The 12,639-nt window shown below is 61.9% G+C and carries 13 protein-coding genes; 6 read left to right on the forward strand and 7 right to left on the reverse strand.

All coding sequences use genetic code 11. The annotated features are described in order from the left end of the window. Position 1: 1 nt before the first annotated feature. From secG to rimI, 4 genes are read right to left on the reverse strand one after another with little or no spacing between them, the layout of a single operon-like run. The gene (secG, locus tag GTA51_RS01740) at positions 2-394 is read right to left on the reverse strand and encodes a preprotein translocase subunit SecG (protein ID WP_160958161.1); all 393 of its coding nucleotides are present in this window, start codon (positions 392-394) and stop codon (positions 2-4) included. Positions 395-436: 42 nt separating this feature from the next. Next, entirely contained in the window at positions 437-1,192 is a 756-nt protein-coding gene (gene tpiA, locus GTA51_RS01745; protein ID WP_160958163.1) for a triose-phosphate isomerase, read from the reverse strand. Beyond that, complete coding sequence (locus GTA51_RS01750; protein ID WP_160958164.1) at positions 1,189-2,391, reverse strand: phosphoglycerate kinase; 1,203 nt, start codon at positions 2,389-2,391, stop codon at positions 1,189-1,191. Before GTA51_RS01750 ends, tpiA begins: the two co-directional genes overlap by 4 nt. Before the next feature lie 21 nt (positions 2,392-2,412). Then, a complete protein-coding gene (gene rimI, locus GTA51_RS01755) occupies positions 2,413-2,907 on the reverse strand; it encodes a ribosomal protein S18-alanine N-acetyltransferase (RefSeq protein WP_160958166.1) in 495 nt (164 codons plus the stop codon). A gap of 47 nt (positions 2,908-2,954) precedes the next feature. On the opposite strand from rimI, the gene GTA51_RS01760 reads away from it, so the two are divergent. After that, complete coding sequence (locus tag GTA51_RS01760) at positions 2,955-3,491, forward strand: NUDIX hydrolase (RefSeq protein WP_160958168.1); 537 nt, start codon at positions 2,955-2,957, stop codon at positions 3,489-3,491. Between the two features lie 187 nt (positions 3,492-3,678). Here GTA51_RS01760 and GTA51_RS01765 read toward each other — a convergent pair whose 3' ends face one another. The 3 genes from GTA51_RS01765 to GTA51_RS01775 form a co-directional block, all read right to left on the reverse strand. Then, positions 3,679-4,533: an inositol monophosphatase family protein gene (locus tag GTA51_RS01765; RefSeq protein ID WP_160958169.1), complete on the reverse strand. Its 855-nt coding sequence runs from the start codon at positions 4,531-4,533 to the stop codon at positions 3,679-3,681. 22 nt (positions 4,534-4,555) lie between these two features. After that, complete coding sequence (locus tag GTA51_RS01770) at positions 4,556-5,581, reverse strand: rod shape-determining protein (protein ID WP_160958171.1); 1,026 nt, start codon at positions 5,579-5,581, stop codon at positions 4,556-4,558. 89 nt (positions 5,582-5,670) lie between these two features. Further along, complete coding sequence (locus tag GTA51_RS01775; RefSeq protein WP_160958173.1) at positions 5,671-6,639, reverse strand: GAF domain-containing protein; 969 nt, start codon at positions 6,637-6,639, stop codon at positions 5,671-5,673. 411 nt (positions 6,640-7,050) lie between these two features. Between GTA51_RS01775 and GTA51_RS01780 the strand changes: the two genes are divergently transcribed. From GTA51_RS01780 to GTA51_RS01800, 5 genes are all read left to right on the forward strand, one after another. Further along, positions 7,051-8,808 (forward strand): hypothetical protein, encoded by a 1,758-nt coding sequence (locus GTA51_RS01780; RefSeq protein ID WP_160958175.1) that lies wholly within the window; start codon positions 7,051-7,053, stop codon positions 8,806-8,808. 78 nt (positions 8,809-8,886) lie between these two features. Beyond that, entirely contained in the window at positions 8,887-9,975 is a 1,089-nt protein-coding gene (gene gcvT, locus GTA51_RS01785; RefSeq protein WP_160958177.1) for a glycine cleavage system aminomethyltransferase GcvT, read from the forward strand. 116 nt (positions 9,976-10,091) lie between these two features. Further along, positions 10,092-11,312: an AAA family ATPase gene (locus GTA51_RS01790; protein WP_160958178.1), complete on the forward strand. Its 1,221-nt coding sequence runs from the start codon at positions 10,092-10,094 to the stop codon at positions 11,310-11,312. A gap of 5 nt (positions 11,313-11,317) precedes the next feature. Next, complete coding sequence (locus tag GTA51_RS01795; protein WP_160958180.1) at positions 11,318-11,833, forward strand: hypothetical protein; 516 nt, start codon at positions 11,318-11,320, stop codon at positions 11,831-11,833. A 22-nt stretch (positions 11,834-11,855) separates the two neighbouring features. Next, positions 11,856-12,578 carry a 16S rRNA (uracil(1498)-N(3))-methyltransferase gene (locus tag GTA51_RS01800; RefSeq protein WP_160958182.1) on the forward strand — a complete coding sequence of 241 codons (723 nt, stop codon included), beginning with the start codon at positions 11,856-11,858 and terminating at the stop codon, positions 12,576-12,578. The last annotated feature ends 61 nt before the right edge of the window (positions 12,579-12,639 follow it).

Genomic DNA, 12,639 nt, shown 5'->3' on the forward strand with positions numbered 1-12,639 from the left:
CTTACTGCTTCGCTGCCCCACCGGCCGGAGCATTTGCTCCAGGAGCCGGAATCTCTTCAAAGGTGACACCCTTTTTGGGCTCCGCATCCTTGGCCGCACCGTCCGGCAATACCGGAATCTGGACCGGCGCGCCGCTGGCGTCCATCATGACCGATTTGGCCGAACGCCGTTGCGAACCCGAAGAGGCATTATAGACAAGCGAAGTAATGAGAAAGAGCGCTCCGAAAAGGGCTGTCAGCTTGACCAGAAGTCCGCCGGCACCCGTGCTGCCGAAAACGGATTGACTTCCGCCGCCGAAGATCACACCCATGCCTTCCTTACCCGATTGGAGCAGGACCAGGATGATGACCGCCACGCAGGCGAGTACATGTACAGTAATGATGAGAGTTGTCAACTGATTTTTCCCGTTATTTTCACGGACATGTCCGCGAGTTCTTTATGCTGCGACAATCGCCGCAAAGCTGTCAGCGTCAAGGCTTGCGCCACCTACCAGCACTCCGTCCACGTTGTCAATCCCCAAAATCTGTCCGGCGTTGCCGGGCTTTACGCTGCCGCCGTAGAGAATCCGGATTTTCGACCCGACCGCCCCAAAGCGCTTGACCAGAAAAGCCCGCACCACGGCATGCGCCCCGGCGATTTCCTCCGGCCCGGCGGTCAGGCCCGTGCCGATGGCCCAGACCGGTTCGTAGGCTACGGCCAAGGCTTCCGGCGTGACGTCTGCCGGCACATCGGCCAGCCCGGCCGTCAGTTGGCGGGCCAGCACGGCCTCAAGCTGCCCTGCCTGGCGCTCCTCAACCTTCTCGCCCACGCACAGGATCATGGACAGGCCCGAGGCCAGCCCGAAGGCTGTCTTTCGCCCCACCATGGCGTCGTCCTCGCCAAGAATGTGGCGCCGCTCGGAATGCCCGGCCAAGGCGTAGCGGCAACCGGCGTCCGTCAGCATCTCCGGGGCGATCTCACCGGTAAAGGCTCCCTGCGGGGACGGATAGAAGTTCTGCGCCCCCAGGGCAAAGCCGTGTGCCCCGGCCAGGGCCTCGCCCACACCGCCAAGGGCGGTAAAGGGCGGGATGACCAGCACTTCGCGATCCGCCGGCAGCTTGCCCGCCAAACACGCCACCAGCGCCGCAGCCGTGGCCGCAGCCTCGCCCCGCAGCTTGTACATCTTCCAGTTGGCTGCCATCAGCTTTTTCATGACTGGCACTCCTTAAGGGCTTTAAACGCCGGCAGTTCCTTGCCTTCGAGAAATTCAAGCGATGCCCCGCCGCCGGTGGAGATAAAGGCCATCTTATCGGCCAACCCGGCCTGGTGCACCACCACGTCGGTGTCGCCGCCGCCAACGATGGACAGGCCGCGCACCCCGGCCACGATATGGGCCACGGTATAGGAACCCTGGGCAAAGGCGGGATTCTCAAACGCGCCCATGGGGCCGTTCCAGACCACAGTCTTGGCCGGGTCCAGGACAAGGGCAAAAAGCCCGGCCGTCACCGGACCAATGTCGAGCACCACGGCGTCGTCCGGGATGGAGGCAAAGGGCACCTGCCCGGCCGGCTGCATCTCGCTGATGGGCTTGCCGGCGTCTTTGGAAATGATAAAATCCACGGGCAGATAGAAACCCACGCCGCGTTTTTTGGCCTCGTCCATAATCTCGCGGGCTGCCTCGAAAAGATCCGACTCCACCAGCGACTTGCCAACGGTATGGCCCAGAGCCGCCAGGAACGTGTTGGCCATGGCCCCGCCGATGCACATGGCATCGACCTTGGTCAGCAGGTTTTTGAGCACCCCGAGCTTGGACGACACCTTGGCCCCGCCGGAAACGGCCACAAAGGGCCGCGTGGGCGACTGCACGGCCTCGCCCAGAAACTGCCATTCCTTCATGAGCAAAAAGCCGGCGCAACATTTGGCCGCGACCTGGGCAAACGCCACCATAGAGGCATGGGGCCGGTGGGCCGTGCCAAAGGCGTCGCAGACGTAGACCTCGGCCATGGACATGACTTCCTTGGCAAAGTCCATGTCGCCAGCCGTCTCGCCGGGATGAAAGCGCAGATTTTCAAGCATGAGGACTTCGCCGGGCTTAAGCGCTGCGGCCATGGCCCGGGTGGCCTCGCCCAGGCAGTCCGGGGCCATGCGCACTTCGCGCTCAAGCAGTTCCGACAGGCGCTTGGCCGTCGGAGCCAGGGAATACTTGGGATCGGGCACGCCCTTGGCCTTGCCCAGATGGGAACATAAAATGAGCGAACAGCCCTTGGACAGGGCGTATTCGATGGTGGGCAGGCTCGCCCGGATGCGCAGATCGTCGGTGATGACGCCGTCGACCAGGGGCACGTTGTAGTCCACCCGGATCAGCAGTTTCTTGCCGGCGACGTCGATCTGATCAATGCGGAGAAGGGCCATGGCAACTCCTTGGCGCTCTTGTTAAACAGGTTGCGATGCTTGGGACAGCGCCTGACCGGCCGTTCGGACCATGACCAGGGCGTCCTCCCCACTGTCGGTATAATAGCGTTTTCGCACGCCAACCACGGCAAAACCGTGGCGAAGATACAACCGTTTGGCCGGGATATTGCCGGCGCGCACTTCCAGATACCCCTGATTCATGCCTGCTTTATCGGTATGTTGCAAGACATGCCCCAAAAGACGCGAAGCCAGTCCGCAGCTTCGCAGCCCGGGATCGACGGCAATATTTATGACTTCAAACTCCTCGCCCAGAAAATGGAAGGTGGCGTAGGCGGCAAGACCCCTCCCCTGGCGCAGGCCATAGGCGGCAAAGGGCGGCCGGGCAAAAGCGGCGAGGAAAGCGGCCTCGTCCCAGGCATCGGGAAAGGTGCGGGCTTCCAGCCCGGCCAGGGACGCGGCGTCCCCGGGACCGAGCCGGGCCGGTTCGCCCCAGGGCGCACACGGTGTTGGTTGCATTTCCTGCATCCCCTGGCAGTATGGCCGCGGGGCGGAGGCGACGCGGCATGGCGAAAAAAACGAAATCCGAGACGACTGTCGAACTGGTGGACGTTGTGGACGGCTGCGACCGGCCACTGCTCGTCATGCCCTTAACCGAAGCCCACCGGCAGGGGCTTTTCCACCGGTCGGTGATGGTGCTGGTCTATGACGCCGCCGGACGCCTTTATCTGCAAAAGCGCGGTCCGCAAAAAAGCCTCTATCCGGGGCGGTTCGACCTTTCGGCCACGGGCCATGTCCGGGCCGGCGAGGCCCGCGAGGAAGCCGGGGCGCGGGAACTGTTTGAGGAACTGGGTCTGGCCGCCCCGTCGCTGACCCGGCTTGACGCCATCCCGGCCACACGGGAGACGGCCTTTGAATTCGTCACGCTTTTTTCCGCCGGCCGCATAAGCGATACGCCCCGGCCCAACCCCGACGAGGTGGCCGGCGGCATGTTCGTGGACGAGGCGGAACTGGCCGCTTTGGTGCGCGACTACCGGGACTGGCTGACCCCGGCCGTGGTCCATTTTTTCGAAAAACGCACCCTGTTTCCCCATTCCCGCTAGCCGTCGCTTTGACCGCCAACGAATTGCCGGCCAACGCCTAAACTCCCTTGCAAAACTTCTCCCGTCGGGGGGTCCGGGGGGATCATCCCCCCGGCCGCCGGAGGCATCTTCTGCCTTCTTCTCTCTCATCCCCGCAGCCGACCAATTTACCCGCCAACGCCCAAAAACCCTTAAAACACTTCTCCAATCAAGGGGGTCCGGGGGGGATTATCCCCCCCGGCTGCCGGAGGCTCTCTTCCTTCTCTTCACTCTCTTCATTCTCTCCCAACAACTCCAGCATTCCCTCGTGGAGCGCCCCGTTGCTGGCCAGGATGCGAAAATCGCCCAGCCGGTAGGGGACAGCCGGCCGATAGCCGCCGACGCGGCCGCCGGCTTCGGCCACCAGCAGCACGCCGGCGGCCACGTCCCAGGGATTAAGGGCCAGTTCGTAAAAGGCGTCGAAGCGCCCGGCGGCCACATAGGCCAGATCAAGGGCCGCGGACCCGGGCCGGCGGATGCCCTGGGTGGCGTCGAGCATGGCGCGCACATCCGTCATGATTTCGTCGAGATTTTCCCGGATGGCGTAGGGAAAGCCTGTGGCCACCAGCGCCGCTTCAAGGCTGTCGGTGGTGGAGACGTGGATGGGCGCGTCGTTTAAAAATGCCCCCTGCCCGGCTGCGGCCGTGAAGCACTGGCCGAGGATGGGGGCGTTGACGCAGCCGAGAAGCGGCGTCTGGCCGTCGTACAGGGCCACCGAGGTGCAGACAAAGGGAAAACCGTGGGCGAAATTGGTGGTGCCGTCCAGGGGATCGATGATCCAGGTCAGGCCGGAAAGGACGGTTTGGGCAGCGGTTTCTTCGGCCAGAAAGGCGGCCTCGGGCAGGATGCGGGCGAGTTCGGTCGTCAGAAAGGCTTCAACAGCCAGATCCGTGGCTGTGACCAGATCGATGCGGCCCTTGCGGCGCACATCGCGCGGCGCACCAAAATCGGCCAGGATGCGTTCCCCGGCGGCCAGCACGGCTTCCCGGGTCCGGGGCAGGAGCCCTGCGATATCGTCCACCATATCCGCCTCCGGGGCGACGTCTTTAATTGATAAAGACGTCCTTGTAGCGCAGCCGGTCGCTCATGGCCCGGCCGGTGCCGCGCACAACGGTGGTCAGCGGGTCGTCGTCCAGGAGCACCGACAGGTTGGTATCCTGGCTGATGCGTGCGTCAAGGCCAGCCAAAAGCGCCCCGCCGCCGGCGAGCAGCAGGCCGTTTTTGGAAATATCGGCCACCAGTTCCGGCGGCGTTTTCTCCAGGGCCTTCATGACGGCGCTGACGATGATGTTGACCGGTTCGCGGATGGCCTCGCGCACCTGGCTGTCGGTGATGGTGATGGTGGTCGGTGTGCCGTCGATGAGCGATTTGCCGGACACGTCCATGGAGCGCGGCTCGGGCAGGGGCATGGCCGACCCGATGCGGATCTTTATTTCTTCGGACATGTTCTCGCCGATGAGCACCTGGAATTCATCCTGGACAAAGCGCTGGATGGTCTCGTTGAGCTCATCGCCGGCCACCCGTACGGATTCGGAATAGGCAATGGCCGACAGCGAGATGACGGCCACTTCGGTGGTGCCGCCGCCGATGTCCACCACCATGTTGCCCGATGGCCGCTCAATGGGCAGCCCCGCGCCGATGGCGGCGGCCATGGGCTCTTCCACCAGCTTGACGTCCCGGGCTCCGGCCATTTGGGCCGATTCGATGACGGCCCGTTTTTCCACCTGGGTGATGCCGGTGGGCACGCAGATGACCATTTTGGGCTTGGCAAAGCGGAACCCGGCCAGCACCTTGCGCACGAAAAAGGCGATCATGGCCCGGGTAACGTCGAAGTCGGCAATGACGCCGTCTTTCATAGGCCGGATGGCCCGGATACGCTCCGGGGTGCGGCCAAGATATTCCTTGGCTTCCGTGCCCACGGCAATCAGTTCGCCGCTGCGCGTATCGATGGCCACCACGGACGGTTCGGCCAGGACGATGCCGTCAAGGGTGGTGTAGAGCAGGGTGTTGGCCGTGCCGAGATCCATGGCCAGATCTTTGCCGAGAAAGCGAAAGAAATTCTTGAAAAACATGCCCACACTCGCATTGGCGTTCAATATCCGGGAACAAGAGGCCCACTCCCCGACGATTCGGGTATGGTAGATGCCCGCGAGGAAAAAGTCTACGCCGAAGGGCTGCCGAGACGGGTGCGCAGATGCAGATTTTCCAGAAACAGGGCCAGACTTTCCGCCACCATACCGACGAAGGATTTGAGTTCCTCGGTGATGGGCAGCGGCCGCGCATCGGCCAGGGTGAGCACACCGCGAGTCTTTTTGGAAAAATGGATGGGCAGGCAGATGACACTTTTGAAATCGGTGGTCGGCACATCCAGGCCGAAAAGCGGCAACCGGCTGGCTTCGTCTTTTTCCCCGGTATAGACCGGGGTATGGTTTTTAAAAACCCAGCCCACCAGCCCCTGGCCCACGGAGAAACGGGTGGGCGCGTCGCGCCCGCCGGTAAACGGGCTTTCGTTGGCCCCTTCCAGAAAATACGACCGCCCCGATTCGTCGCGCACCGTCAAAATGGCGTGGCGAAAACCGGTTGTTTCGGCCAGGATGTCCAGCAGCCTGGAACGGAAGGCCGACCATTTGGGATGGTTTTTGTGCAGGGTGGCAACCCGGCGCTGGGCTTGATAAAATCCATGTTCCACAAGGCTTTGGGCCGTCGCTCGGGACTGGGCCAGATGATTGCCGGCCAGCTCGGCGAATTGCGACAGGATTTTTAAATCCTTTTCCCCGAAGGTGTAGGTCTTGCGGCTGTCCAAGCACAGCGCCCCGCCGGTGGCGGCCACGGGATAGCCCATAAAGGCCCGGATGCGTTCTTCCTCGCCACCCCGGTAATAGCCGAGGATGCCCCGGTGCTGGTCGAAATTGCTGATCAAAAGGGGTTTGTTTTCGCGGATGATCCAGCCCACCAGCCCCTGGCCCGGGGCGATGGCGGCCTCGCGGTTGAGCGCGTCGCCAAGACTGAAGGCCGCCGCCGCCCGGCAGACGTCGGTGTCGGGCTCGGGCAGAAAGAGTACGGCCGAATAGGCGTCGAAGACATTGCCGACGATGGCCAGCAACTGCTCGTAAAAAGGTGTCCCGGACATGGCGGTCAGCATGTCCGGCCACACGCGTGGGGGCTTGGGTCAGGCCGGCATCCGGTCCCGGCGGAACAACCCGGGCACGGGCGGACACGCTCCCCTGGCTGGGGGCCTGTCTGACGGGCGTCGGCCATGATCTCCTCCCCTTGGCTGTGGCGGCTTTGAAACTGCAGGGCATCTTACGGTTCCAAGCCCCTGCCGTCAAACGGACATGCTGGCGGGACGACAGACTCCGGCGGGCACACGGGCGGCCGACAGGTGGGCGGGCAGGCAGCCGGCGCAACCGATCCGGCGACAGTCCAGGAAGAGGGCTTTATAACGCAAGGAGAATGGGCTATAGAACTCTTTTAGGCAGATGCCCTACCCAGGCCGGCCCCAGGCCGCTGCCCGCAACCGCCAACCCGCCACGGAGCGGCCATGACCTTTGACTGGTCGACAGCCTTTTCCCAGGTGCCGGAGACTGCTTTTCTCCAGGGCGAACACCGCCCCAGGGAAGGCGAGATCCTGCGCGTCCAGACCCTGCCCGATCTGCGCCGGTTCCTCGACTGGGTGCATATCAAACAGTGCCTGCTCAAGCCCTATTTCGAGCACGCCAACTACCCGGTGGTGGATTTCCGCGAACTGCTCCCCTCTTTCGAGGCCGACGCCTACGAATACAAGGAACTCCCCGGGTTTTCCATGGTGGCCCTGGCCAGGCCGCTTAAATATTTCCAGGAAATCTTCCAATACGATATCCTGCACTGCCTGCTCGACTATACCGACGAGACCTACCGCGACCAGTGCCCCCTGGAGTCGTCCGTCTTCGGCCAGAACATGCGCACATTTTGCGCCCGCCAGGCCAAGGCCAGCCAGGACGCCTTCCGCCATGAATTTTCCGAAACAGACGTCACCAGCCTGGAAAATTACGCGGCCCTTTTGCCCACCATCCTCCAGATGGACCGCGCCCATGTCCTGTCCATGGACAGCCAGAACGACTTTTATCTCTCCGGCGTCTACTGTTCGTTTCCGTCCTACCTCGACACCGAACTCAAGCGGTTTGGCCTGAATATCAAGAAATTCGTGGTGGGCGATGACCGCCGCTACGAACGCCACCGGAGTTTCGTCTATCAGTTCCTCATGGAACTCTACGGCTTTCCCATCGTGTCCGAACGGCGCACCTCCTCGGCCCTTTTCGCCCGCCGGCTTTTCCGCATGGGCGAGAAGTTCATGGTGCGGGTGCTCGGCCAGACCGACCGCACCATCACCACGCTCTATTCCCATCCCGAGGCGCGCTTTTACCCCCGGGTCGAGAAAATCGCCCTGGTGAGCGTGGACAAGAGCCAGACCGAGGCGGTCAAGGCCCTCTACGAAGGCGGCTTTTTCATCGACCCCGACCGCCGGGTGGCCATCACCCGGGTGGTCTACCGCCAGCACAAATTCGATCCCAACAACGTGCGCCAGGACCGGGCCTTGTCCGTGGCCTCCCAGGAAGTCATCCACCCCGTGACCGGCAAGAGCTTTTACCGGCTCAATCTGGTCAAGGACACCTACAGCCTCTTTTTGCGTTTAAACGACATTGTGCGCGGCGAATATTCCGGCCGTATCGTCTACAAACGCAACGAGATCGTGGAAAATACCGACACCCACGAGAAAAAGCTCAAATTTCTCTACGCCTGGCTGTCCAAGCACCAACGCCGCATCATCGGCTACTCCGACGAGTTCTATTCCAATGTCGTCAAGGTGCTGGACAATTATCTGTTAAGCGCTGACAATTACGACGATTTCAGCAACATGCGCGATGTCTACCAGGAAGTCTGGAGCAAATACAGCTACATCCAGCAGGCTCGCAAAGTGAAGTTCCTGGAAGATCTGCAGGACAGAAATTACAAAGGCGAGAAGCTGACCTATTTGCGCATGCTCACCCTTTTTACCGAAGTCTTAAACGATCTCAAGTTCGAAATCGTCAACTACTTCGACGCCCTGGTGGAACGCGTCCTGTCGCTGGGCGATATGATCCTCAACGACAGCTATGTGCTGCGCCACTATATCCGCAAAAAAGACCTGGAACTCTCCCCCTACGGCCTGTCCGTGAAAAAAACCTACGGACGCCTCGTGGCCCTGCTTGACGAGTTCCGGTCGATCCGCAAAGCCAAAAAGGAACAGGGCATCGTCCTGCCGCTGGTGGCCCAGAGCTGACCGCACGGACGACACCCCGCCGCCGCACACTTTAAAGCCTTCGGAAGCACCCTTCCGACAGACCCGGAGCACGAGACCGTGGAAAACCCCATCCCCACTCCCCTGACCGACTGGAACCGCAGCCACGGTGCCAAGATGGTGCCGTTTGCCGGCTACGACATGCCGGTGCAATACACGTCCATCCTGGCCGAACACGAGCACAGCCGCACCAAGGCCGCCGTCTTCGACATCTGCCACATGGGCGAGTTTCTCCTGACCGGACCCGGCGCGGCCGAGGGGCTGGGCAAGGCCGTCACCCACGATCTGGCCACTCTGGCCCCGGGCAAATGCCGCTACGGTTTTTTGCTCAATGCCGCCGGCGGCGTCATTGACGATCTGATCATCTACTGCCTGGGCGTGGACGAGTACATGCTGGTGGTCAACGCCTCGCGCATCCAGGTCGATTTCGAGGCCATCAAAAGCCGTCTGCCGGCCGGGGCCGCTTTTAAAGACGTCTCGGTCCAGACCGCCAAGATCGATCTCCAGGGACCGCTGGCCTTTGAGGTGCTCAAAGACCGCGTCCCGGGCGATTTTTCGGGCTTGAAATACTTTAATTTCGCCTGGACCGAATTCCAGGGAGCCAGGCTCATGGTCAGCCGCACCGGCTACACCGGGGAACTGGGCTATGAGCTGTTTCTCCCGGCCGAACAGGCCGTGGCCTTGTGGGAGGCGCTGGTGGCCGATCCGCGCGTCATGCCGGTCGGGCTTGGAGCGCGCGACACCATCCGTCTGGAGATGGGCTATCCGCTGTACGGCCAGGATCTCGACGAGGAGCACACCCCGGCCGAGGCCGGCTACGGCTGGCTGCTCACCTCCCCGGCCGAGTATGTCGGCAAGGGCAAGGCGGCTGCGCTGCGCCAGAAACTGATCGCCCTGGAAATCCCCGGCCGGCGCAGCGCCCGGCACGGCGACGTGGTGCTGGATCGCAATGGCGAGACTGTTGGCGTCGTCACCAGCGCCTCCTTTGCCCCGAGCCTGGGCCATGCCGTGGCCCTGGCCTATGTGGACGCCGCAGCGGCCGAAGCCAATAACTTTGTGGTCAAGGCCGCCCGCACCGAACTGCCGGCCGTCAAGCGCGCCCTGCCCTTTTATAAAAACGGCACGGCCCGAAAGGCTGTGACCGGCTAGGCGCTTCGCAACAATAAAACGGCCGGGGGGCGAACAGCCTCCCGGCCGGCTGCCGTTGCAGATGTTCCCGCAACGCAGGCGACACAGAAAACCGGGATAGTGCCCAAGGACATGTCATGATCAAATCATTGCGGCTCATCAATTGGAAGAGTTTCGCCGATGCGACGCTCTACATTGATCCGCTGACTGTGGTCATCGGCATGAATGCCAGCGGGAAATCCAATATTTTGGATGCGCTGTGTTTTTTGCAGCGGATTGCGTCTGGAGTGCCCATTGCAACGGCCCTGGCTGGCGACAACATGCTCGCGGGCTTGCGAGGCGGGCTTGATTTGAGCCCCAGACACCCCCATCACCATTTTACGCTAACGACCGTCATATCTGACCGGAACAATAAAGAGTTTACCCATACAATCACTGTTACAACAGACAAGTCAACAGCATCAATAACATCAGAAGAAATAACAAGCAACTCAGACAACAAAAAACTCATACATTTCGAAACACTACATGAGACACTCGCTCTGGTAGCAAATCTTGAAAACAGAGAAACGTTCTCTAAACCACACCAATTGTTTACAACTTCTGCACATTCATTACTAATAAAAACGGATTCACTGCCCATTTCCGAAGAAATAAAGGATGCCTCCCGGTCAATCAAAGATTATCTGCAATCCATATTCATCCTTGACCCGATACCGAGCCACATGCGCGGCTATGTTCCCCTTTCCGATACTCTCAAGCCGGATGCCGCCAACATCGCCGGCGTGCTGGCTTCGCTATCCGACGCAGAACGATCCCACATCGAATCCACGCTGACCGCCTATCTCCAGCAGCTTCCGGAACGCGACATCGAACGCGTCTGGACCGAACGCGTAGGCAGACTCGCCTCCGACGCTATGCTCTATTGCGAAGAGAACTGGGGCGGCAAGACACCGCAAATCGTCGATGCGCGCGGCATGTCCGACGGCACACTCCGCTTCCTCGCCGTCGTCGCCGCTCTGCTAACCTGCAAAAGAGGCAGCCTGCTCGTCATCGAAGAGGTCGATAACGGCCTACACCCTTCCCGGGCCGATACCCTGGTGGATATGTTGCGCACCCTTGGGGCCAGACGCAACATCGACGTCATCGTCACCACACACAACCCGGCCTTGCTCAATGCCCTTGGCCCGGAAATGGTCCCCTTTATCTCCGTGACCCACCGTGACGCATCCGGGGCCAGCGCCATCACCCTGCTCGAAGACATAGAGCAGCTCCCCAAACTCATGGCCGGCGGCCCGCTCGGCCGCATCGTCAGCGAAGGTCGCCTGGAATCGGCCCTGCAGCACGACGGGGAGTAAGTGCAATGCCCGGGAAAGTGCTGGTCCTCGACACCTGTATTCTGTGCGTCTGGTTGCAAATTCCCGGCAAAACAACGTGCGGACCCGACCATGACAGATGGGATTTCGCCAGAGTTGACGCCAAACTGCGTCAGGAAGAACTGGAAAAGGCCACCTTCGTGCTGCCGCTGGCGACTATCATCGAAACCGGCAACCATATCAGCCAGACCAATGGCGACAGAAAGAAGCTGGCCGACTCCCTGGGCAAGATCATGCAACAGGCTGCCAACAGCACGTCGCCCTGGGCCGCGTTCAGCGACCAATCCGAACTCTGGTCCGACGGAAAATTGGGCGCGCTGGCTGTGACGTGGCCGCCCCTGGCCGCCCAGAAACTGTCCCTGGGAGACGCAACCATCCAGGAAGTTGCGGCCTTTTATGCCAAAACCGGCTGTCACGTGGAACTCTTGACCGGCGACCAAGGCCTTAAAGCCTACGAGCCGGCCAAACCTACCACTCTGCCGCGACGCCGCGCCCGGCCCTAGCCGCGCCAAGGACCATCCGATCATGGGCCGACCCGACTTTTTTTTTATCCCGCCCGAGGCCTTTGCCGCGCCGTATGCCCTGACCGGCGGCGAGGCCAACCACTGCGCCAAGGTGCTGCGAAAGCAGGCCGGCGACACGGTGCGCGCCTTTGATGGCCAGGGGCGCGACGGCCTTTTCGCCATAAAGGCCCTCTCCCGCAGCCGGGTGGAGCTTGAGCCGATCTCCCTTGCCGTCGCTCCCCTGCCAGCGCGCCGCCTGCATCTGGCCGCCGGCTTTTCCCGGTCGGCCCGACGCGATTTCTTTCTGGAAAAGGCCGTGGAACTGGACGCTGCCGGTATCCTCTTCTGGCAGGCCGAACGCTCCCAGGGCAAAATGCCAGGCGAGCCCAAAGAAGCCTGGACTACGGCGCTTATTACCGCCGCCAAGCAGTGCGGCGCGGCCCGGCTGCCGTCCCTTCGCCTGGCGGCCAGCGCCGCCGCCCTGGCCGCCGATACCGGGCAGGGCTTTGTCCGGCGGTATCTGCTCTGGGAAGACCCGGGCGTGGCCCGCCATCTGACCCCGGCCGATCTGGCCGAACCGGGCGACACACTGTGCGTCGTTGGCCCGGAAGGCGGCCTGTCTGACGCCGAAGCCCGCCTTTTTAGAGACGCCGGCTTTGTGCCGGTCACGCTCGGTGCGCGCGTGCTGCGCTGGGAAACCGCCGCCCTGGCCGTTTTAGCCCTTGGTCTGGTCGCCGCCTCCTGACGCTTTTACGACGGCCGTGCACGGTATCCTTTAAGAATGATCCGGGCTTTGCAAAGAATGC

Source organism: Solidesulfovibrio aerotolerans (genome assembly GCF_009856865.1).
GTDB lineage: Bacteria > Desulfobacterota > Desulfovibrionia > Desulfovibrionales > Desulfovibrionaceae > Solidesulfovibrio > Solidesulfovibrio aerotolerans.

Excerpts from the sequence above, each read along its gene's own strand:
- GTA51_RS01770 (WP_160958171.1), bottom strand. The coding sequence starts at position 5,581 with ATGTTTTTCAAGAATTTCTTTCGCTTTCTCGGCAAAGATCTGGCCATG.
- GTA51_RS01750 (WP_160958164.1), bottom strand. The coding sequence starts at position 2,391 with ATGGCCCTTCTCCGCATTGATCAGATCGACGTCGCCGGCAAGAAACTG.
- GTA51_RS01780 (WP_160958175.1), top strand. The coding sequence starts at position 7,051 with ATGACCTTTGACTGGTCGACAGCCTTTTCCCAGGTGCCGGAGACTGCT.
- GTA51_RS01760 (WP_160958168.1), top strand. The coding sequence starts at position 2,955 with ATGGCGAAAAAAACGAAATCCGAGACGACTGTCGAACTGGTGGACGTT.
- GTA51_RS01765 (WP_160958169.1), bottom strand. The coding sequence starts at position 4,533 with ATGGTGGACGATATCGCAGGGCTCCTGCCCCGGACCCGGGAAGCCGTG.
- GTA51_RS01775 (WP_160958173.1), bottom strand. The coding sequence starts at position 6,639 with ATGTCCGGGACACCTTTTTACGAGCAGTTGCTGGCCATCGTCGGCAAT.
- GTA51_RS01800 (WP_160958182.1), top strand. The coding sequence starts at position 11,856 with ATGGGCCGACCCGACTTTTTTTTTATCCCGCCCGAGGCCTTTGCCGCG.
- rimI (WP_160958166.1), bottom strand. The coding sequence starts at position 2,907 with ATGCAACCAACACCGTGTGCGCCCTGGGGCGAACCGGCCCGGCTCGGT.
- tpiA (WP_160958163.1), bottom strand. The coding sequence starts at position 1,192 with ATGAAAAAGCTGATGGCAGCCAACTGGAAGATGTACAAGCTGCGGGGC.
- GTA51_RS01795 (WP_160958180.1), top strand. The coding sequence starts at position 11,318 with ATGCCCGGGAAAGTGCTGGTCCTCGACACCTGTATTCTGTGCGTCTGG.
- GTA51_RS01790 (WP_160958178.1), top strand. The coding sequence starts at position 10,092 with ATGATCAAATCATTGCGGCTCATCAATTGGAAGAGTTTCGCCGATGCG.